The 20,618-nt window shown below is 56.5% G+C and carries 17 protein-coding genes, 1 pseudogene and 1 CRISPR repeat array (1 of these 19 running past the window's edge); of the genes and pseudogenes, 10 read left to right on the forward strand and 8 right to left on the reverse strand.

The annotated features are described in order from the left end of the window. Window positions 1-622: direct repeats of the CRISPR family, unit length 37 nt; unit sequence GTCTTAATCCTTGTTCTGCTGGAAGTGGTACTCTGAG; it begins 3,091 nt to the left of the window's first position. 307 nt (window positions 623-929) lie between these two features. The 4 genes from ABD931_RS23520 to ABD931_RS23535 all read left to right on the forward strand — a co-directional run bounded on the left by ABD931_RS23520 (window position 930) and on the right by ABD931_RS23535 (window position 8,996). Further along, window positions 930-1,133, forward strand: a complete 204-nt coding sequence (locus ABD931_RS23520) for a hypothetical protein (protein ID WP_345270466.1) — start codon at window positions 930-932, stop codon at window positions 1,131-1,133. A 365-nt stretch (window positions 1,134-1,498) separates the two neighbouring features. Beyond that, window positions 1,499-4,486, forward strand: a complete 2,988-nt coding sequence (locus ABD931_RS23525) for a PD-(D/E)XK nuclease family protein (protein ID WP_345270467.1) — start codon at window positions 1,499-1,501, stop codon at window positions 4,484-4,486. A 132-nt stretch (window positions 4,487-4,618) separates the two neighbouring features. Then, complete coding sequence (locus ABD931_RS23530) at window positions 4,619-5,827, forward strand: efflux RND transporter periplasmic adaptor subunit (RefSeq protein ID WP_345270468.1); 1,209 nt, start codon at window positions 4,619-4,621, stop codon at window positions 5,825-5,827. 4 nt (window positions 5,828-5,831) lie between these two features. Next, window positions 5,832-8,996 carry an efflux RND transporter permease subunit gene (locus tag ABD931_RS23535; protein WP_345270469.1) on the forward strand — a complete coding sequence of 1,055 codons (3,165 nt, stop codon included), beginning with the start codon at window positions 5,832-5,834 and terminating at the stop codon, window positions 8,994-8,996. An 87-nt stretch (window positions 8,997-9,083) separates the two neighbouring features. On the opposite strand, the gene ABD931_RS23540 is transcribed toward ABD931_RS23535, so the two are convergent. The 6 genes from ABD931_RS23540 to ABD931_RS23565 form a co-directional block, all read right to left on the reverse strand. Beyond that, complete coding sequence (locus tag ABD931_RS23540; protein WP_345270470.1) at window positions 9,084-9,800, reverse strand: SCO family protein; 717 nt, start codon at window positions 9,798-9,800, stop codon at window positions 9,084-9,086. After that, window positions 9,769-10,377 (reverse strand): toxin-antitoxin system YwqK family antitoxin, encoded by a 609-nt coding sequence (locus ABD931_RS23545; RefSeq protein WP_345270471.1) that lies wholly within the window; start codon window positions 10,375-10,377, stop codon window positions 9,769-9,771. Before ABD931_RS23545 ends, ABD931_RS23540 begins: the two co-directional genes overlap by 32 nt. Next, on the reverse strand, window positions 10,349-11,140 hold the full coding sequence (locus tag ABD931_RS23550; protein WP_345270472.1) for a YHYH protein: 792 nt from the start codon (window positions 11,138-11,140) through the stop codon (window positions 10,349-10,351). The genes ABD931_RS23545 and ABD931_RS23550 overlap by 29 nt, the downstream gene beginning before the upstream one ends. Window positions 11,141-11,217: 77 nt before the next feature. After that, entirely contained in the window at window positions 11,218-11,721 is a 504-nt protein-coding gene (locus ABD931_RS23555; RefSeq protein ID WP_345270473.1) for a Spy/CpxP family protein refolding chaperone, read from the reverse strand. Then, window positions 11,700-12,026, reverse strand: a complete 327-nt coding sequence (locus ABD931_RS23560; RefSeq protein ID WP_345270474.1) for a hypothetical protein — start codon at window positions 12,024-12,026, stop codon at window positions 11,700-11,702. The genes ABD931_RS23555 and ABD931_RS23560 overlap by 22 nt, the downstream gene beginning before the upstream one ends. A gap of 30 nt (window positions 12,027-12,056) precedes the next feature. Next, window positions 12,057-12,638, reverse strand: a complete 582-nt coding sequence (locus tag ABD931_RS23565) for an RNA polymerase sigma factor (protein WP_345270475.1) — start codon at window positions 12,636-12,638, stop codon at window positions 12,057-12,059. A gap of 328 nt (window positions 12,639-12,966) precedes the next feature. Here ABD931_RS23565 and ABD931_RS23570 point away from each other — a divergent pair, with 328 nt between their 5' ends. After that, window positions 12,967-13,368, forward strand: a complete 402-nt coding sequence (locus ABD931_RS23570) for an Imm50 family immunity protein (protein ID WP_345270476.1) — start codon at window positions 12,967-12,969, stop codon at window positions 13,366-13,368. Window positions 13,369-13,425: 57 nt separating this feature from the next. Here the strand turns inward: ABD931_RS23570 and ABD931_RS23575 are convergent, their stop codons facing one another. After that, window positions 13,426-14,742 (reverse strand): PQQ-dependent sugar dehydrogenase, encoded by a 1,317-nt coding sequence (locus ABD931_RS23575; RefSeq protein ID WP_370469348.1) that lies wholly within the window; start codon window positions 14,740-14,742, stop codon window positions 13,426-13,428. A gap of 151 nt (window positions 14,743-14,893) precedes the next feature. On the opposite strand from ABD931_RS23575, the gene ABD931_RS23580 reads away from it, so the two are divergent. The 5 genes from ABD931_RS23580 to ABD931_RS23600 all read left to right on the forward strand — a co-directional run bounded on the left by ABD931_RS23580 (window position 14,894) and on the right by ABD931_RS23600 (window position 19,527). Further along, the gene (locus ABD931_RS23580; protein WP_345270477.1) at window positions 14,894-15,661 is read left to right on the forward strand and encodes a hypothetical protein; all 768 of its coding nucleotides are present in this window, start codon (window positions 14,894-14,896) and stop codon (window positions 15,659-15,661) included. Continuing rightward, window positions 15,658-16,944, forward strand: a complete 1,287-nt coding sequence (locus ABD931_RS23585) for a glycerophosphodiester phosphodiesterase (protein WP_345270478.1) — start codon at window positions 15,658-15,660, stop codon at window positions 16,942-16,944. The genes ABD931_RS23580 and ABD931_RS23585 overlap by 4 nt, the downstream gene beginning before the upstream one ends. A gap of 4 nt (window positions 16,945-16,948) precedes the next feature. After that, window positions 16,949-17,593, forward strand: coding sequence for a hypothetical protein (locus tag ABD931_RS23590; RefSeq protein WP_345270479.1), 645 nt, complete (start codon window positions 16,949-16,951; stop codon window positions 17,591-17,593). Between the two features lie 123 nt (window positions 17,594-17,716). Then, a complete protein-coding gene (locus tag ABD931_RS23595) occupies window positions 17,717-18,646 on the forward strand; it encodes a metallophosphoesterase family protein (protein ID WP_345270480.1) in 930 nt (309 codons plus the stop codon). Window positions 18,647-18,729: 83 nt separating this feature from the next. Next, window positions 18,730-19,527, forward strand: a complete 798-nt coding sequence (locus ABD931_RS23600; RefSeq protein WP_345270481.1) for a DUF3050 domain-containing protein — start codon at window positions 18,730-18,732, stop codon at window positions 19,525-19,527. Window positions 19,528-19,554: 27 nt separating this feature from the next. On the opposite strand, the pseudogene ABD931_RS23605 reads toward ABD931_RS23600, so the two are convergent. After that, a pseudogene (locus ABD931_RS23605) lies at window positions 19,555-20,589 on the reverse strand (glycerophosphodiester phosphodiesterase). Between the last annotated feature and the right edge of the window lie 29 nt (window positions 20,590-20,618).

Genomic DNA, 20,618 nt, shown 5'->3' on the forward strand with positions numbered 1-20,618 from the left:
TTAATCCTTGTTCTGCTGGAAGTGGTACTCTGAGTGCTGCAACACAACGCAGTAAGGCGGCTGGTTGGAAGGTGTCTTAATCCTTGTTCTGCTGGAAGTGGTACTCTGAGTTTAACAAAAAGTTCAGGAATTCGTTCGTTTTTTGGTCTTAATCCTTGTTCTGCTGGAAGTGGTACTCTGAGACCAAAAACACTGTCTTTGGCGAATTAACCAGCGGGTCTTAATCCTTGTTCTGCTGGAAGTGGTACTCTGAGACAGCTTTGTGGATTTGTCGAGGCACTTGGCCATTGGTCTTAATCCTTGTTCTGCTGGAAGTGGTACTCTGAGATGGCTAAGGCATTTTATTTGCGCAAGTATTTCCGGTCTTAATCCTTGTTCTGCTGGAAGTGGTACTCTGAGAAGCGTATGTTCGTCTATGCAATCGACGGCACAGACGTCTTAATCCTTGTTCTGCTGGAAGTGGTACTCTGAGATGAACCACTCACCACGGTGACTGATGCCAACACCGTGACAGTCTTAATCCTTGTTCTGCTGGAAGTGGTACTCTGAGTAACATCAACGGTACGGATAAAATCGGCAAGACGTGTCTTAATCCTTGTTCTGCTGGAAGTGGTACTCTGAGGGCTAATTTTGTAAAGCGCTGATAATCAGGTGCCAATTGATGAAAAATAGTAGAAAAGTACCATGATCGCTTGGAAATTTTATGTCGTTTTCGGAACATAAACAGCATGGAAAAGAACGAGGGCCCACTAAAAAGCCGGCATTATAGCGGCAATATAACCCCAACTTACATACCGCGCAAGAGGTCAGCGCATCATTTTTTCAGGGGTTGATTGATCCCGCTCCTTTACGTTTTTCCTCCAGGTTTACCGGCGCCTGGCCCGCGCCATACTCATGGCCTGAGCCGTCATGCCCGGAAAAGAAGCAATGTGGGAGAGCTGCACCCGCCGGAACAACTCCGGCCGGTTTTGCAGCAGGGCTTCGTACCGCTGATCCCAACAGGGCTTGCTTCATCCGGACGGTCGTGGCCGGGTGGTGATCTACAGCCGCGCGTTGAGTACGGTTGGTGGTCAGGCTACGAGTACCGGGATATTGCCGATCTGCTGTTCATTCGCCGGCCGCTACTTTGTTGAGGAGGTTGTGAAAGAACATTTGGGCAAGCCCCGATGCTCCTTTTAAGGCTTTTGCCTGGCCAACAATGGTTTCGTAACGGTCTTTAGCCGGCTGTACTGTTTGTGATGGCGCATTCGCTTTTCTGCGCCAAAAATGCGGACTAAAAAGAGCGGTCAAAAGATCATTGGTGACTACTGGCCGTTAAATTCATTTCAATCTCGCCTTCGTCATCATTAAACCCGGTAGCACCCATTGTTCGGGCAAATGGTCTGCGCTGAGATCCTGTTTTTTAAGACTATTTACAGGAACGAAACAGACAGCCGCCTTACATTTTAAATCCCTGCTGTCTATTGCTTATCGACGCCGGCTTGCCGACTTTTGTCGTATGACTTTCCTCGAAAAAGCGGCTCAACACATTTATGAACAACACGGCCCCCGGCAGGACGACATCTGGGTGATTCTGCCCACGCGCCGGGCCGTAAGCGTTTTTCAGCAACACCTCGCCGAACAAACTGATCTGCCTTTTCTGGCTCCGCATACGCTGGCCGTCGATGACTTTATTACCCAGGCGGCCGGCGTGCAACTCATCGACCCGGTGAGTCTGGTGTTTGAGCTCTACACCGTTTTTCAGGAAATAGACGAGAAACTGGAGTTTGAGCAGTTTATCGGCTGGGCCTCCGTGCTGCTCGCCGATTTCGACCGCATGGATCAGTACCTGGTCAAACCCAGCGCCCTGTTCAGCTACCTCACGGCGGCCCAGGCCCTGGAACGCTGGAACCTGGAGCTGCCGGCCGGTGCCAAACCCCTGACCGAAACCCCCGGTACGCAACGGTACTTTAAGCTGTTCGAAAATCTCCAAACCGCGTATTATGCCCTGCGCAGGCGACTTACCGAGCAGGGGCTGGCCTACCGGGGCATGGCGTACCGCAAACTGGCCGAAGGCGTAGATACGCTGGTGCGGGATAATCTGCTGTACGAGAAAGTTTATTTTGTCGGGTTTAACGCCCTGAGCCAGTCGGAGGAGCGCATCATGAAGGTGCTGACCGAGGCCAAAAAAGCGGAGGTGCTCTGGGATGCCGACGACTATTACCTTCGCGACATAGGCCAGGAGGCTGGTTACTTCCTGCGTAAATACCGGAACGAAGGCTGGAGCGGCCCCTGGAACTGGACCGGCAACGACCTCACCGGAACCCCTAAACACATCCGGGTGGTGGGCGTTCCCAACGCCAGTATGCAGGCCAAAGTGGCCGGGCAGGTGTATGCAGACTGGACTAGGGGTGGCATGGGTGGCGGGGATGGCATGGGGGGCATGGATGGCAGCAGCAAAAAACAATCCCTGCCATTCCCCGCCACCCCTGCCCTCCGCACGGCCATCGTCCTCGCCGACGAAACGCTGCTGGTGCCGGTGCTGTATTCGCTGGATACTTCGGTCAAAAACCTGAACGTGACCATGGGCCTGTCGCTGCGGAATTCGCTGCTCTTTACCCTGATCGATGCCTGGTTTGAGCTGCAGCGGACGGTGGCCGAGTTCCGCACCCGCGACGGCCGGGACATCCGGGTGCCGCGTTTCCACCACCGCCATATTGTCAAGCTGCTCAACCACCCCTTTATCCGGCAGTACGAGCGCATTCACCAACTGATGTCGCCCGATGTGGAAAACGAACTGCCCAAGCCGTTGCTGAGCTGGGTGAACGAAGCGATCATCAAGCGCCAGTGGGTGTATCTCAACGAGAAAGAGATGCTGGAGCTGGGGCAGGGCGATCCGTTGTTCAAGGCGCTGTTTACCCGCTGGCCGGCCGATAAGCCGCAGGTTGCCATCCGGGCCATGTACGAACTGATCGATTTGCTGCGCGACGTGTACCGGGATAGTCAGGACGCCATCGAAATCGAATACCTGTACCTGTTTTACACCTTGCTGCAGCAACTCGAAACTACGCTGGACCGGCAGGCCGGGCGGGAGGGAGCCACCCCCGTGACGGTGCGCAGCTTCCGGCAGTTCCTGAACGAACTCATCCGGCAAACCAGCATCCCGTTTACCAGCGAGGGCAACAGCAACCTGCAGGTGATGGGTATGCTCGAAACCCGCGCCCTGGATTTCGAGCGGGTTATTGTGCTGTCGGTCAATGAGGGCGTATTTCCCCAGCCCCGGCGGCTGAACTCGCTCATTCCGTTCGACATCAGCAAAGACCTGAATCTGCCGACCTACCGCGAGCAGGAAGCCGTAATGGCCTACCATTTTTACCGGCTGCTGCAGCGGGCCAAAGAGGTGGTGCTGCTGTACACCACCTCCACCGATGCCTACGGCAACAGCAAGGGCGAACCCAGCCGGTTTGTGCGGCAACTGGAGTACGAACTGGTGCCGGCCGCGCAGGGACGCATTACCCTCACAAAACCGGCGGTGCGTTTCGGCAAAACCGGCCAATCGCTGAAGGTAGCCGACCTGATGGTGCCGAAGACCGACACCATCCGGGCACAGCTCAAAAAGATGCTGTCCGACGACGATAAAGGGTTGTTCCCGACGGCGCTGAACCAGTACATCAGTTGCTCCATGCGGTTTTATTTCAGCCGCCTGGTCGAAATCAGCGAGGAAGAAGATGTGGAGGAGCGCATGGGCGCGGCCGAATTCGGTAGCTGGCTGCACGAAACGCTGGAAACCCTGGACCAGGAATACCGGATGAAAGACCGGCCGGTTACGGAAGCCGTTATACTGGAGGTGCTGGACCAGCAGTTTTCCAAAGTAATGAAGGGACGCCTGGCCGAATCGGGCATGAACCTGCTGCTGTACCAGACGGCCCGGCGGCTGATGCTCGACTTTCAGCGCAAGCAGAGCGAACTGCACGGCCTGAAGGTACTGGCAACCGAAGAGATGTACCATACCTACCTGGATGTACCCGTAGATGGTGAGACGCTCCGGGTGAAACTGGCCGGAAAAATTGACCGGATTGAAGAGTACCCGGATAAAATACAGATTATTGATTATAAAACCGGTAGCGTGAAGTTACCGTCCGAAAACGGAAAGGCGATTACGGACTTAAAAGATAGGCTGCTGGTGGAGACCGATTCCAACTGGGAGAAGATGCGGCAGCTCTGGCTGTACAAATACCTGTTGCTGAAAAACGAAGGTCGTAGAAAAGAAGTCTCCGGCAAGCCCGTCGAAGCCGGCTTTTACTCGTTCCGGCGAATTAAAGACGGGTTGATTACCAATACGGTGCAGTTTGGCCGGGACGAAACGCCGGAGCAGTACATTGCCGAGTCGGAGGAGATGCTGCGCAAATTAATTACGGATATGCTCGACGGCACAAAAGCCTTCGAAAAGACCCAGAATTTGAAAACCTGTGAGTATTGTGATTACAAAACCATCTGTGGCCGGTAAGGGCCGCCGGTGCTTACCGAACATTTGCTGAAAATAGTTTGTTGCAATAATTGGACAAAATCAGTAGTTATTGCTTATGCCTGTCCTTATCAGGATAGTGCAATAGTGCTTCATTTAGATTTTCCCATACCTGTGAAAAGATGGATAGCGATCGGTTTGGTGGTGCTGGTACTTGGCAGCCTTATCGTGTACAACAAAGTGCTTAAACCCGGACAAAAAGAACCAGCGGCCCAGGGTGGCGGTCGCGGAGGTGGGGGCGGGCCCGGTGGTGGCCGGGGCGGGTTAGGCGGTGCCGGTGGCGGTCCCGTCAACATCAACGCCTTTATTGTGGTGCCCCGCACTATTTCGGAAGAAGTAGTCGCCAGCGGTAGCCTGCTGGCTGCCGAGCAGGTCGATATCTACCCCGAAGTATCCGGTCGGATTACCCAACTCAATATTCAGGAAGGGAAACCCGTGGCCAAAGGGGCCCTGCTGATTAAACTCTACGATGCCGACCTGCGGGCCCAACTCCAGAAGCTACAGGTGCAGGAAGAGAACGCCCGGCGCACCGAAGACCGCAACCGCCAGTTGCTGCAGCGGGGCGGTATCAGTCAGCAGGAGTATGATATTGTGACAACCAACCTGAAGAGCGCCCTGGCTGATATTGAACTGGTAAAAGCGCAACTGCGCCGGACCGAGATCCGGGCTCCTTTTTCGGGCTATATCGGCCTGCGGAATGTCAGCCCCGGTGCGTATGTAACCCCCAATACGCTGATTGCCCGGCTACAGCAGACCAGCTCCCTGAAACTGGATTTCTCCGTTCCGGAAAAATACGGCCCCAATGTAAAAATGGGTAGCTCCGTCAGCTTTACCGTCGATGGGTCGCTGGATACGTTCAGAGGGCAGGTATACGCCGTAGAACCGGGGGTGGAAGAAGAAACCCGCAACCTGCGTGTCCGCGCACGGGTCAGCAATACCTCTACGGCGCTGCGGCCCGGCACTTTTGCCAAAGTTAACCTGGTTATTGCCACCGACCGCACGCTGGTAGTGCCTACACAGGCCGTGATTCCGCAGGCGCGGGGTAAGCAGGTGGTGGTTGTCCGCGACGGCAAGGCCGATTACCGGGAGGTGGTAACGGGTATCCGGACCACCAACACCATCCAGATCCTGTCGGGCCTGCAGCAGGGCGATACCGTAGCCATTACGGGGCTGAACTTCCTGCGCCCCGAAGCACCGGTTAAAGTGGCCAGGATCGATAAACTGCCCGAGGCAACGCAGGGCTCCGGTGCGCCGGGTACTACGCCGGGCGGAGAGAGTATGAAGACCAGTACAGCCGCTACTACAGCCCTTAACGACCGATAACTCTATGAGTCTACCATCGCTTAGTTTACGCCGGCCGGTGATGGCCATGGTGATGTCGATCGTCATCGTCTTGTTCGGTGTCATCGGCTACACCTTCCTGGGAGTGCGTGAATACCCGGCCATCGACCCGCCGATTATCTCGGTGCGGACATCGTATGCGGGGGCCAATCCCGATATTATCGAATCGCAGATTACCGAACCGCTCGAAAAGTCGCTGAACAGCATCGAGGGGATTCGTAATATTTCGTCCCAGAGCTCGCTGGGGTCGAGTAACATCACCGTTGAGTTTGAACTCGGTGCTGACCTGGAACGGGCCGCCAATGATGTGCGCGACAAAGTGTCGCAGGCGCAGCGGCAACTCCCGCAGGATATTGATGCCCCGCCGGTGGTGACCAAGGCCGATGCCAACTCGGACCCCATCATCTTTATGCCGGTGCAGAGTACCACCCGCAACCCGATGCAGTTGTCGGACTATGCCGAAAACGTCCTTCAGGAGCGGCTGCAGACCATTCCCGGCGTAAGCCAGGTGAATATCTTCGGTCTGAAGCGCTACGCCATGCGGCTCTGGATCGACCCGCTGAAACTGTCGGCCTACAAGCTGACGGCCCAGGATATCCAGAATGCCCTGAGTCGCCAGAACGTGGAGCTGCCGGGGGGTAAGATCTACGGCAACAGTACGGAGCTGACCGTAAAAGCCATCGGCCGGCTCAAAACCGAAGAAGATTTCAGCAACCTGATTATCCAGCAGACCAACAACCAGATCATCCGCTTCCGCGATGTGGGCTATGCCGTGCTGGGGCCGGAGAACGAAGAAACCTCGGCCCGGCAGAACAACGCACAGGGGGTCATCATGGTACTGGTGCCGCAGCCCGGTGCCAATTACGTCGATATTGCCGATGAGTTTTACAAGCGGCTCGAAGACATCAAGCGGGAACTGCCGCCGGATATCGTGCTGGACGTGGGTACCGACCGCAGTAAGTTTATCCGGATGTCCATTGAGGAGGTGGTCGAGACCCTGATTATCGCCTTTGTGCTGGTGGTGCTGGTGATTTACCTGTTCTTCCGCGACTGGCTGATCTCGGTACGCCCGCTGATCGATATTCCGGTATCGCTGATCGGGGCGTTCTTTATTATGTATGTCGCCGACTTTAGTATCAACGTCCTTACCCTCCTGGGGATTGTTCTGGCGACGGGTCTGGTGGTCGATGACGGTATTGTGGTGACCGAAAACATCTACAAACGCATCGAAGACGGTATGGACCCGCGCAAGGCGGCTAAAGAAGGCTCTGAAGAGATTTTCTTTGCGGTGATTGCTACCTCGGTCACGCTGGCCATCGTATTCCTGCCGATCATCTTCCTCGAAGGTTTTGTGGGCCGGTTGTTCCGGGAATTCGGGATTGTGGTAGCCGGTGCCGTATTAATTTCAGCCTTCGTATCGCTGACGCTGACGCCGGTATTGAGTGTTAAGCTGACCCGCAAGCGGAAAGACGGAGTACACCATCATCAGCATTCCTGGTTCTACGAGAAAACCGAGCCGTTCTTCCAGTGGATGGACAACGCATACCGCTCGTCGCTGAGCGGCTTTATGCGGCAGCGCCGGTGGGCGTTCGGTATTATTGCGGCCTGTCTGGCCTTGATCTACTTCATCGGTACCAACCTGAAGTCGGAGCTGGCACCGCTGGAAGACCGGGGGCGCATCCGGATTCCGATCACAGCCCCGGAAGGCACCAGTTTTGAAGCCATGAGCCGCATTTCGAGCCGGGTAAACCAGTTTATTCTCGATTCGATACCCGAAGCAACGCTGACGTTCAATGTAATTGGCGGTGGCGGTGGCGGTGGGGGAGCCGTCAACAGCGGTTTTGTATTTATAAACCTGAAAGACGCCAAAGACCGCACCCGCTCGCAGCAGGATATTGTCGATTACCTGAACAAAAACCTGAAGAAGTTCAGCGAAGCCCGGATGCTGCCGACGCAGGAGCAGACCATTCAGGTGGGCAGGGGTGGCGGTTTGCCGGTGCAGTTTGTGATCCAGAACCTGAACTTCCAGAAACTGCAGGAGCGCCTGCCCAAGTTTATGGAAGAAGCCCAGAAAGATCCTACCTTCCAGGGCGTCGACACAGACCTGAAGTTCAACAAACCGGAGCTGAACATCACCATTGACCGCGAAAAGGCGACCAACCTCGGCGTATCGGTGCAGGATGTGGCGCAGACGCTGCAAATGGCCCTCAGTAACCGCCGGCTGGCGTACTTCCTGATGAACGGAAAACAGTACCAGGTCATCGGGCAGGTCGACCGCGAAAGCCGCGACGAACCCCTCGACCTCCAGTCGTTCTATGTCCGCAGCAACACCGGCCGTCTGGTGCAGCTCGACAACCTGGTGAATATGCAGGAGGTATCGGGGCCACCGCAGGTCTACCACTTCAACCGGTTTAAGTCGGCTACGGTATCGGCTGGTCTGGCACCGGGCAAGACCATCGGCGACGGGGTAGAGGCTATGCGGGCCATTGCCGCCCGGACGCTGGACGATACCTTCCAGACCGCTCTGTCGGGGCCCTCGCGTGACTATGCCGAGAGTTCGTCCAATACGCTCTTTGCCTTTGTGCTGGCGCTGGTGCTGATCTACCTGATTCTGGCGGCTCAGTTCGAGAGCTTCACCGATCCGCTGATCATCATGCTGACGGTGCCGCTGGCCATTGCCGGGGCGGTGTTCTCGCTGTGGCTTTTTAACCAGACGCTGAACATTTTCTCGCAGATCGGTATCATCATGCTTATCGGTCTGGTAACCAAGAACGGTATCCTGATCGTGGAGTTTGCCAACGAGAAGCGGAAAGAAGGGCTAAACAAGATCGAAGCGGTGGTGGAGGCTTCGGCCCTGCGGCTGCGCCCGATCCTGATGACCAGCCTGGTTACGGCCTTCGGTGCCCTGCCGATTGCGCTGGGTTTAGGAGCAGCCGCCAAAAGCCGGATTCCGCTGGGTATCGTGATCGTGGGCGGTATCATGTTCTCGCTGATCCTGACGCTTTACGTCATTCCGGCTATGTACTCGTTTATGTCGCGCTACCGCAAGCCGGATACGATGTACGAAGAAGAGGTACAACCCACCATCGTTCCGGCCAACGGGCAGGCGCCCCGTACGGAGGAGCGCCCAGTGGAAGAGTCGAATGTGTAGTTGGTTGAGGGGTTGATTAGTTAATTGGTTCATTAGGGGAGCCGCCGGGTCAGCCGTAGTGCTGGACCGGCGGCTTTTCTGTGACCGTCAGTTTGCCTGGTGCAGGAGGGTACGGATGTCGGCGATGAGCTTGTCGATCTCCAGCAGTATGGTGCCGTTATAGATGCCCCGGATTCGGCGGTTCGGGTCGACGAGGATCAGGTGTTCGGTATGCAGAAACTCGGTGGAGTCTTTGGTAAAACCCAGGGCTTCTTCGGCAAAGTACGAGCGCCGGGCCAGGGTGTAGATCGCGCTTTTGTCGCCCGTGAGCAGGTGCCATTTTTGGTCGATCATGCCGTTTCGGTCGGCGTATTGCCGCAGCCTCGGCACCGAATCAATCCAGGGCGTGACGCTGAAGGATACCAGGGCCACCGCCGGCTCCTGGCGGAAGGTGTCCTGCACGGCTTTCAGCAGGCTGGTCATTTTAGGGCAGATGCTGGGGCAACTGGTGAAGAAAAAGTTAGCCACGTAAATTTTACCCCGCAAGGTCTCCGGCGTAACCGGCGCATTGGTCTGGTCACGAAACGAAAAATCGGCGATGCGGTGGGTGATTTGGTGATTGACCTCGGCGGAGTCGGTGAGCCAGATGGGCGTAAAATCGGGCGTGTTGTAGTACGGCACCGTTTCCGCGCCGGCCGTGCCTGTTTCTGCCGACCGTAACGCGGTTTGGGTTGGGCTTGTGGTGGTGCCGCAGCCCACCAGCCCACCTGTTAGCCAAACAACCAAAACCGGCTTAGTGAGCCACCTGAATCGAATCCCAGACATTGACGCAGTTTTTTACCCCGGTTAATCCGTAGTGACGGCCGTTGCGGGCCACATAATTGGCCCGAAGTGTACCGTCTTCGTACCATAGTTGCTGCCGGCCGTCTTCCCGGCCGTCGCGGTAGGTGAAGATTTGCGCCAGGTGGCCGTTGGGAAACCATTGGGTGGCGGTACCCTCGTACACATCGTGGCGGAAGTGATACACAAAGGCTGGTTTTCCGTCTTCGTACCAGCCGCGCTGCTCACCTTCCTGAGCGCCGTTGACGTACCGCCGAACCTCTCTCGGTTGCCGGTTTTCGTACCACTGCCGGTGAATGCCCTCCGCCTTACCCTGCCGGAAGGCGCCCACAAAGACCGTATCACCATTGGCATAAAGCGCATACTGCCGGCCGCTGAAGGGCTCATTGTTGAACCATACCAGCCCGTTTTGCCGCTGCCAGCCGGGCTGTTCGGCCGATACCAACCGGTTTGGGATCGTTGTATCGGTTTCGCCGGTCGCTTGCCGGCAAGCGGTTTGCCCCACGGCCAGCGCAGCAAGCAGCAGCCAGGTCTTACTGCGAAAGGGTGCCTGCTTTGCCATAAAATCCGCTGCCGTTGATGTATGGGTCTTCGGCCGTGACGTGGTAGTGGTAAATGCCGTTGGGGTAATCGGCGGTTTTACCCATGTGGCCGTGGTATTTGTCCAGGTCTTTGTTGGTCACCAGCTTCCCGTTTTCAACGGGGCCGTATACCGGAAAGCCATCCAGCAGAAAACCCAGCAGGGCCTCCTGGCCTTTCTTCTCGGTGAGGTAGGCAGGCTCCACATGGTAATGGTAGTTGTTCATCGGTGCCGGGTGGCCGCCGTACAGATCGAACCCATAAATTTCCATAGTCAGCGGAGCGCGGCCGGCCGCGTACTGGTTGAAAAACGGAACGCCATTGAGCGAAATACCGATAGGGCCCAGGGGTGTTTCGGCGTGGGCGGCATCTTCCTGCGGGTTCAGCGGAATTTTGAAGGTGTAGTTCTGGCCGGCAATGCGGTGCGGGTTGGCGCTGAAACCGGAGCGCGTATCATTTACGTACAGCGTGCTTTCCCAACTGGTGCCTTTATAATACGGGCTTTTATGGTCGGGCAGGCCTTTGGCTTTAATCACCACATTGGTGCCTTCCAGGTAAATCTCCGAGACTCCGTAGAGCTTCCGGTACACATCCGGTACGCCCGCGCCAACGGTAGCGGTGGTGCCGGCGGTTGTGTTGGTCGTGGGCGATACCGGATCGGTTGAATTCCGGCAGGCGATGATAAACGTAAGCCCCAGCAAAAGTGTGAGGGGACTAAGGACGTGAAAAAAAGGAATTCGGTTCATACATAGGTGATTTTGGTGGTTAGACGCGGTTGAGAAGGAATTCCTACGGCCACGTATGAAAAAAGCCCAGCTATGGCCTAAAAGCCTTCAGGTGGTGGTTCGGGTGGGCGTGGCCCGCGCCCGAAAAAGGCGGTAATGTGGCGGAGCAACGAATCAAAAGCAGCTTGTTGATCGGGCCGGCAGAGGGCTTTGATCTGGGCAAAATGGCTGTAGTTGAGTTGAGCCAGCGCCCGGTTCTGATCGGCAAGCTGCCGGAGGAGGGCGGCCGCCTGCAGGGTGTCGGGCTGCGGTGCTGCCAGTAACTGGTAATATGCTCCGTAGGTCTGAATCAGGTCGTTGTTCAGCCGGTGGGTTTGCCGGCGATGCTGGTCGACCAATTGGCGGTAGTGCCGCGTCTGCTCCGGGTTCAGCCTCAAACGGTCGATAATCAGGTTGGCGGGTCCGGGTCCTTCGTCCGGTGGACCCGGTGGTCGATCGGGGTGCGGAGGTGGACCCGGCCGCAGAACCAGATATCCTACCGTAAACAGGTTCAGCAGCAGCAGCCCGATAACGGCAAAGGTCAGTAGTTTGGTCCGTTCCATGTATCGTAGAGCTGGGGTACAGTCGGGTAGAGCTGCATATCCTCGACAAAAGCCTTTATGGATGCTTGCGTAGTTGTAGCCGAAGCGGTGGCAGGCCGGTTGAGCAGGCTCCAGTTCAATAAAGTCAGCAACGCAAAGGTGGCAGCCGCCAGCCATACCGTGCGCTTCGGCACCAGTACCATACCGTTATCTGCCGCCAGTTTGTGGCGAATTTTAGCGAGCAAAAACGGATTGGGGCTGGTGCGCTCCAGGTCGTCCAGGCTGCTCAATACGGTGTTGATCCACGTTTCCTGATCGGGTTTCATATCGGCTTAGACGACGGCCGTCGGTCATTCCTACGGCTCAATGAATTTTTTGTAATAGCCGGCCAGGTGTTTCCTTAAATTATCGGTCGCCCGGCTCAGCAGCGACTCCACCGCCCCTACGCTCGTGTTCAGCACCCCGGCCGTTTCGATATGGCTCAATCCTTCTACGCGGGTCAGCAGGTAGGCCGTTTTTTGTTTGTCGGGCAGTTTGTCGATAGCCCGGAACAGGATGTCGGCGTTTTCCTGCTGTTCGAGGGCAATACCGGGGTGGAAAAAAGTGGCCGGCTGGAGCTGTTCCCCGCCAGGACTGGCCGTAAACAGGCTGGTCAGCACCGCAAAGCGCTTTTTTCGTTGCCGCCGTTTCAGAAAATCGAGTGATTTGTTTACCGTAATGCGGTACAGCCAGGTGGTCAGGCTGGATTCGCCGGTAAAACTCCGCACCGACCGGAAGACCTCTACGTAGACCTCCTGCGTAATGTCTTCGGCATCTTCGCGGTTGCGCACGTAGCCCAGGGCGGTATTATACACCCGTCGGTTGGTTTGCTCGTACAGCAGGCCAAAGGCAGCGTTGTCGCCCTGTTGCAGGGCTTCGAGGAGGGGGGCAGGTTCCAAGGCGGTGAGCGGTCAGGGGCAGCCGGGCACGAGGGTGTATTCGTGATTCTGTACTTCCCGACTAGTAAGCTACGGCAAAAATCAGTAAAAAAACGAAAAAAAATTTCATGGGAAACTACAGTTATCGTTGGCAAAATCAGATCCTCTACACCGGATTTGACCTTTAACCGGATAGCTGATTTCTGCCGAAAGGCCTTCGTTTTTCGGAAAACAGCTTGTCAATCAAACTGCTGCTATTTTTTCGGGCAGGACCCGGCTGCAACATTTTCTGTTGTAAGCGATTAATAAACAAGACAATACAAGTTTGTAACAATAAAGTAGCGAAGCTATGTGGCACCAATTAGCGAAGAATCCGGAAGCCGTGCGAGATGTGTTCAGGGAAGAGACTCCGTCGCTGGAGGGCGTTACCCTGCAGAAGGTGGCTTACGTATTCAATGAATACACCGACGTATTGCTGACGGTAAACCTGCCGAACTATCCCCGGAACCCGCCCGGCAAATGGGCCGACCGGGAGTATAATACCGTACAGGTTACCCTGCGGCTGGTGGGCGTGTTAAGCACCGGGCTGACCGTTTTTGGCCCTTCTGAGCGCATCAATATCAAAATAGACGACAAGCAGAATTACCTGATGCTCCAGGCAACCAGCGACATTGTCAACTTCAGCGTGAAATTCAAGTGGCTGTATATCTCGGCGGTGACCGGTATGCAGCAGGCTACCACGGCCGCGTAGAGGCAGGGATAGATGGAGTGACCCACCAGCCGGCGCAGAAAGCGTTGCTGGTGGGTTTTATTTTGCCCGGACCCGCCAGATACGCTGCCCGGCATCGTCGGCCACCAATAGCGAGCCATCCGGCAACACGGCTACACCCACCGGCCTGCCGTAAACCTCCCGGCTCTCACCCCCAGGGTCGGCTATAAAGCCGGTCAGGAAGTCTTCGGGGCGCCCAGCGGGTTTGCCGTTCTGAAACGGAACAAACACTACCTTATACCCCGCAAACGACGAGCGATTCCAGGAGCCGTGCTGGCCCACAAATGCGCCGTTGTGGTAGTTGGCCGGGAAAGCCGTTTTGTCGTAAAACGTCAGGCCCAGCGACGCTGTATGTGCACCCAGCGGAACATCGGGTACCACCGCTTTGGCCACCAGGTCCGGGCGTTCGCCCTTACGTCGGGGGTCTTCGTGTTGCCCAAAATAGGCATAAGGCCAGCCGTAGAAGGCCCCCTCTTTCACGCTCGTCAGGTAGTCCGGCACCAGGTCATCGCCCAGTTCGTCCCGTTCATTCACCGCCGTCCATAGTTCATGGGTGCCCGGTTGCCAGGCCATACCGACCGGGTTGCGCAGGCCGCCGGCGTAGATGCGTTCGCCGGAGCCGTCGGGGTTGATTTCCAGAATGGCGGCCCGCCGGACCTCATAGTCCATGCCGTGCTCACCGACGTTACTGGCCGAGCCGACGGAGATGTAGAGCTTTGTGCCGTCGGGGTGTGCCAGCAGGTTACGTGTCCAGTGGTTGTTGTAGCCGCCGGCGGGTAGCTCCAGTATCTTTTTGCCCGGAGCGGTGATCCTGGTCTGACCCGGCTGGTAGGGAAACTGGAGCAGACCGTCGGTATTGGCCACGTAAAACGAATTACCCAGTACCGCCATGCCAAAGGGCTGGTTCAGCCCATTCAGAAAGACTTCCCGCAGGTCGGGTTGCCCGTCTCCGTTAGTGTCCCGGAACAGGGTGATGCGATTGGCGCTCTCGCCCGACGGTTGCGACCGCGTCTGGCCCACAATCGAATAAAGAATTTTCTTAAAACCCGTTGGCTCGGTATTAGCCTCCGCCACAAATACGTCGCCGTTGGGGGCCACGTAGATCCAGCGGGGGCTGCGGAGGTCGCGGGCGTATTCGGTCACCTCAAAACCGGCTAGGGTAGTAGGGTGCTGGTTGTCGGGCCAGCCGATGGCTTTGCTGAACCGGAACGAGAATTTGGTTTCGCTGGCCGGTGGTAGGGTAAGGGTGCCATTGGCCGTTTCTACGGTGGTGGGGGCGCCCTCCGGCCGGTTCCGCAGACAGGCCGCGTTTAGGAGCATTAGCAGGATCAGAAAGAATAGTGTCGGTTGGCGCATGGGTAAACCTGAATGATTAACAGACAAACCGGCCGTTTGGAGGCTTTGTTTTTCCAGGCCTTCGATAAGGTTTACCGGAACGTATTAACATTTAAGGCAGTCAGGTGGTTCTACGGTAGCCAAGGCAAACTCACGTTATGAACTAACCCCCATGCCACTGTATCGTCTGTTTTTTAGGCTGTCTGTCTTCCTGGTCTTTTTGCTGATGGTAGCCACCGGTGTATCGGTTCAGGCCCAGCGCCACCGGCCCCGGCTACCCCGCACCATCATGGCCCGACCCGATATGCCCTTTGTGTATTTCCCGTACCCGCTCGGCAAAAAGCGGTGGATGGGTTCCTTAGGCCTGGCCTTTACCGTGCCGCCCCGCGCCGTTACCGAAGAATTCCAGGTGACCGTTCCCCGCTCAGACCTGACCGTACTACGGGGCCTGTCGAAACACATCTACCTCTCTGCCCGGCTCACGGCACAGGGCCTCCAGAATCACCTGAGTATCGGGCCCCGGTACGCCCGACCCGTTAGTGAGCGAATCAGCCTGTCTATCGGAGATGACTTCGGGCTATGGGGGGGGATACTTCGGTCGAGTCAGTTCAACAGCCAGGGTTTTGGACTGCTCAATTATCCTACCGTCTCGCTCGGGTATCAGGTCGATCCCCAACTGCTGCTCACCCTCAAAGCCGAGGTCATTCTGAACCTTTACAACTTCTCGAAGGTGGGTCAGGTGGCTACCAAAACCAATGCAATGCAACTTGAGGGAGCCGGCGTAACCATGGCTATGGAGCAGCCGTTTTACGGCCGCAAACATGTGCTGCTGGGCTTCCGGGCGCTGTATACCAACTTCAACTGGCAGTTCTGGGCGCTGTTTCCCACGTTCGACCGGCGGCTTTTTTATCCGGAACTGTTTATCGGTTTTTATCTATGAGCGTACGCCGATATACCCTGCTGACCGGCTATATCCTGCTGACCGGCTGGCTGCTGGGCTGCCAGACTGATTACGAGAAGATGGTGCCGGTGCCCGCGCTCCGGAGCCCGGCATTTAGCAGCCCCGAAGCCAGACCGCTCCCGGCTCCGCTGTTAAGGGCCGTTGAGGGCGTGTACGCGGTCAGCGATGGCGCAAACCTCGTTGGCGGGCAGGTGGCCCTGAAATGGACGTACCTGATTCAGGGGCGCGACACAACGCACTATCTGTCGGTGTTCACCGGCCGGGAAGCGGTCTTTTTTGTGCTGGAAGGCCGGCGGGTAGGCAACACGCTGCTATTTGAAGGCTACTGGCGGAAACTGCTGAATACCGATACCGGTACCGCCCGCTTTACCATTCCGGCCGAACAGGGGGGCAGCCGGTTAGTATCCGGTGAGCCGGTTACCGGTCTGCTGCCCATTACCCTGCAGGGTACCTACAGCTACGGCGATGCCGAGCCTGTCTTTTCGGTTACGTTTACCTACCAGCGACCGCTGAATACCAGGCCCTTTGCTATCCTGGCGCACCGGGGTGGGGGGCGGACATCCGACCTGCTGCCCGCTTCCGAAAATTCGGTAGAGATGATCCGGCTGGCATCACGGCTGGGCGCTACCGGTATCGAAATTGACATCCGGTTTACCAAAGATGGTGTGCCGGTGCTGTACCATGACGAGCAGTTGAATCTCCGGCTGCTCAAAAAGAGCGGCCTCGTCGGTACCGTCGGCGATTACACCTATCAGCAACTGACAACCATGGTGCAGCTCATGCACGGCGAGCGCATTCCGACCCTGACCGAGGTGCTGGAAACGGTGCTGACCCAAACGCCCCTTCAGCTGGTTTGGCTGGATACCAAATACCAGGGCGGCATGGAAACAGTGCGTGATATACAACAGGCCTACCGGCAAAAAGCGGCTGCTATGGGCCGTAAACTGGATATTCTGATTGGCCTGCCCGATGAGCAGTCGGTTCAGCAGTATGAGCAACTGGCCGACCCCTCTGCCCCCGCGCTATGTGAACTGACGGTGGAAACCGTCCGGCGCGTCGACGCCAGCGTCTGGGCACCCCGCTGGACGCTGGGGCAGCAAACCGAGACCATACAGGCCCTACAGGCCGAAGGTCGGCGGGTGTTTACCTGGACGCTGGACGACCCCGTCTATATTGAACAATACATGAACCAGGGCCGCTTCGACGGGATCCTGAGCAACTATCCGTCGGTAATAGCTTTCTATCACTATGCAGGTCAGTAATTGTATGCGTATACGGAAAATCAAAACAGGGTGGCTGACGGGGGCCTTGCTGATCGGCCTGACTGCCGTCACGGGTGCCTGGGCACAGGTGTTGCCCAAACCCGATACCATTCGGTCAGACAGTCCGCAGACGGAGCGTTTTGCCCTGGTGGTGTATGCCGGTTCCGGGCTGTCGGTTTATTCGGCACCAATCCAGGTGGCCGACGGCCTTCAGCAGGTACGTACCAGCCGGCTGGGTGTACCGGCCACCGTCCGGCTGATGTGGCATCCCGACCACCGGCTGCGGATAGGCATCGAAAGCGGCTGGACAACCATGTACGCCTACTCGGCACTGGCCGATGCCCGGCCCGCCAGGGTGTATGTTTCGGCCATACCGGTGCTGCTGGTGTATTCGATGCCTGTTACCCGGCGCATTGCCCTGTTTGGCGGCACCGGGGCTTATGTGCTCAACTCCACACTGCGGTACGGCGACGCGGTGCGGACCAATGCGGTGAGTCTGGGCTGGATGGTGGCCGGCCAGTTTACGCAGCCCATCAGCCGGAGCCTGGGCGTAGCCGTCGAACTGAAATGGCATGATGCCACCCAGACCAACGACACCAACTTTGCGCTGGAACTGCAACTGGTCTGGCGAGCGTACCGGTGGCGGTAACTCGCTCGAAAAGTGGGATTCCGGAAAGACCAACGAGCCGAAAAGCAGTTAAACTGATGAAAACTCAAATCACTTTACCGGTGGCATTGGTTATAAAAAGGACAACCAACATCTTACTGAACGTTGAAAAACCTATGGATAAGCTGTTTGCTGGTTGCCTTTCAAACCAGTCTGATGCCGCTATATGGATTGACTATGCAGACAGACAGTACGGGTGCGGAGATGGCATTTATTGCTGATACCCAGGCACCCATGTGGATTGAAGCGGTTTTTTTACGCAGAAATAACAACGCCAGAGCGACGGCGGCTATATTTACGGACCTGGTGGCCCGAAAACCCAAAACCCTGTATTGGCTCGGCGATATTGTGGCCCTGGGCTATAAGGCAGGTACCTGGCTGATGATCGATCAGTTTCTGGCCGAATGCCGCAAAGAAAGCATTGATGTACATGCCCTGCTGGGAAACCATGATGTAATGGGTCGCCCCAATCGGGGTATGCGTAATTTTCAGCGCCGTTTTCCCGAGCATACGCCGACGGGCTACACGCACGTAACCGATTCGGTAGCGGTAATTATGCTGAACTCGAATTTCAATGTGCTGTCACCTACCGATCAGGCGCAGCAGCAGGTCTGGTACGGCACGGCGCTGACCACGCTGGACAATGACCCCGCCATCAAATCCATCATCGTGACCTGCCATCACGCGCCGTATACCAACAGCCGCATTGTGAGTTCGTCGAAAAACGTGCAGCAGCGCTTTGTACCCTTATACCTGAAGTCCAGAAAAGCAAAGCTGTTTATCACCGGCCACGCCCACGCCTTTGAGCGGTTTAAAGTAGACGGCAAGGATTTTCTGGTGATTGGGGGCGGAGGAGGACTCACGCAGCCCCTGAGTACGTCGCCGGGCCGGCTCGCCGATGAAGCCACCGAATACAAGCCTCATTTTCATTACCTGACCGTCCGGCGCAGTGGCGAGCAACTACAGGTTACCTCGCACCGGCTCAAGACCGACCTCTCCGGCTTCGAAGATGGTTATACGTTTGTGGTGCAGTAGTCCACTAGGCCCGTAATGCCGCTAAACAGAAAACCGGAACAGTCCGTTACCCGTACGTAAACCATCACGATTGCTTTATCCCCATGAACGAACGGATTGAAAAAATCAGGCAGACGATTGAACCCCTGCGGCAGGCTATTATTCACCACAATGTTTACTCGGTCATCAATAACCTCGACGACCTGAAGGTGTTTATGCAGTATCATGTATTTGCCGTTTGGGACTTTATGTCGCTGCTGAAGGCCTTGCAGAACAACCTGACGTGTACCTCAATTCCCTGGTTTCCGAAGGGTTCGGCCGATACCCGCTACCTGATCAACGAAATTGTTATTGGCGAAGAGTCGGATATAGACCAGAACGGCAACCGGAAAAGCCATTTTGAACTGTATCTCGATGCCATGCAGCAGAGTGGAGCCGACACAACCCAGATCGACCGGTTTATTATGGCTCTGCAACGGGGCGTCGACCGGCAACAGGCGTTTGTCGAGGCCGGCGTGCCTGCCGAAGCCCGGCAGTTTGTCGATTTTACGTTTGAGGTGATTGGCAGTCAGAAGGACTATGTTCAGGCGGCTATCTTCACCTTCGGGCGCGAAGACCTGATTCCGGGTATGTTTCTGTCCATCATCAACGATGTCGATCAGCGGCTGCCGGCGCAGATCTCTGTGTTTAAGTATTACCTGGAGCGGCATATTGAGGTGGATGGCGACCACCACAGTCACCTGGCGCTGCAAATGACCGCCGATCTCTGCGGCACCGACGACGCGCGCTGGCAGGAGGCCGAACAGGCTGTGGTGACCTCGCTCCAGAAACGCATTACGCTTTGGGATGGCGTGTATAAAACCCTCCGCCGGCATAAATCAGTACCGGCGGAGATGGTCTGAGTAAAGGGCTTCCGAAGGTGGTCAGCTTTAGTTGGCCACCTTGCCCAGCAGTACTTCCGGCTCGTCGGTGGTGATAAAGTCGACGTTGTGGCTCAGGAACCAGTCCATGGCGACCGGGTCGTTTACCGTCCAGACGTTGACGGAGAGCTGCTTTTGCCGGGCTTCCGTCAGCCAGGCCTCGTTCTTTTTCAGCACCGAGACGTGGTAATCCAGCCCGTCCAGCCCATCCTGGGCGAGTACCTCGGGTGCTTTGTCGCTGCTCAGGTAGGCAACTTTGGCGTACGGGTCCAGGGCTTTCACCTGCTTGCAGACATCGTAGTCGAAGGCGATGTACTCGACCCAGGCCTGGGCTTTCTGCCGGCGCACCAGCTCTATTACACGTCAGGTCAAAGCCAGCGACCGCTCTTTGCTGATCACCGAGGTCTTGATCTCCAGAATCAGCCGGGTCCGGTTTTGCTTCATGCCTTCCTGCAGGTAGGCCTCCAGGGTAGGCAGGTTCTCGCCGTTCGTAAGGGTGAGCCGCGATAATTCGTTCGCGTTCGTTTTCTCGATGAATGTTCCCTGGTAAGCCGGATCATGGTTGACAAACAGCACTGAGTCGGCCGACATATGCACGTCGAACTCGCTCCCCATACAGCCCAGTTGAATGGCCTGCCGGAGCGAGGCAAGGGAGTTTTGCGGAGCGTCGGTATGCTTCCAGGCTCCCCGGTGGGCAATCACTTTGTTGCGAATAAACTGATCCTTCACCACCCGGAACGTCTGGCTTTGTTTGCCGGCCGGTGTCTGCCATTCCAGACTCAGGTCGTACCAGATTTCGGGACGGGCAGGCACCTTTCGGAACTGCAGTTGGTGCTGAGCGTCCAGGGTAAACAGTTTGGCCGACGGCCCGGTGAGCTTTAGTTTGCCTGGTTGCGCAGCCGGCTTGGCCGGTACAACCTTCCCGATGGCCGGGCTCTGGTCGGTAAAGGTGTAATTGGTTAGTAAAAGGGCCTCCTGAGCCTGAGATTCTCCGGTGGCCAGGCCCGTAAGCAGCATACTGAGAATGATTAAGTGCTTTGTCATGCAGAATGAATGATCGGCCGGCAAGTTAT

Source organism: Nibrella viscosa (assembly GCF_039541875.1).
Lineage (GTDB): Bacteria > Bacteroidota > Bacteroidia > Cytophagales > Spirosomataceae > Nibrella > Nibrella viscosa.

Excerpts from the sequence above, each read along its gene's own strand:
- ABD931_RS23570 (WP_345270476.1), top strand. The coding sequence starts at position 12,967 with ATGTGGCACCAATTAGCGAAGAATCCGGAAGCCGTGCGAGATGTGTTC.
- ABD931_RS23525 (WP_345270467.1), top strand. The coding sequence starts at position 1,499 with ATGACTTTCCTCGAAAAAGCGGCTCAACACATTTATGAACAACACGGC.
- ABD931_RS23550 (WP_345270472.1), bottom strand. The coding sequence starts at position 11,140 with ATGAACCGAATTCCTTTTTTTCACGTCCTTAGTCCCCTCACACTTTTG.
- ABD931_RS23560 (WP_345270474.1), bottom strand. The coding sequence starts at position 12,026 with ATGAAACCCGATCAGGAAACGTGGATCAACACCGTATTGAGCAGCCTG.
- ABD931_RS23575 (WP_370469348.1), bottom strand. The coding sequence starts at position 14,742 with ATGCGCCAACCGACACTATTCTTTCTGATCCTGCTAATGCTCCTAAAC.
- ABD931_RS23600 (WP_345270481.1), top strand. The coding sequence starts at position 18,730 with ATGAACGAACGGATTGAAAAAATCAGGCAGACGATTGAACCCCTGCGG.
- ABD931_RS23585 (WP_345270478.1), top strand. The coding sequence starts at position 15,658 with ATGAGCGTACGCCGATATACCCTGCTGACCGGCTATATCCTGCTGACC.
- ABD931_RS23590 (WP_345270479.1), top strand. The coding sequence starts at position 16,949 with ATGCGTATACGGAAAATCAAAACAGGGTGGCTGACGGGGGCCTTGCTG.
- ABD931_RS23540 (WP_345270470.1), bottom strand. The coding sequence starts at position 9,800 with ATGTCTGGGATTCGATTCAGGTGGCTCACTAAGCCGGTTTTGGTTGTT.
- ABD931_RS23555 (WP_345270473.1), bottom strand. The coding sequence starts at position 11,721 with ATGGAACGGACCAAACTACTGACCTTTGCCGTTATCGGGCTGCTGCTG.
- ABD931_RS23535 (WP_345270469.1), top strand. The coding sequence starts at position 5,832 with ATGAGTCTACCATCGCTTAGTTTACGCCGGCCGGTGATGGCCATGGTG.
- ABD931_RS23580 (WP_345270477.1), top strand. The coding sequence starts at position 14,894 with ATGCCACTGTATCGTCTGTTTTTTAGGCTGTCTGTCTTCCTGGTCTTT.
- ABD931_RS23545 (WP_345270471.1), bottom strand. The coding sequence starts at position 10,377 with ATGGCAAAGCAGGCACCCTTTCGCAGTAAGACCTGGCTGCTGCTTGCT.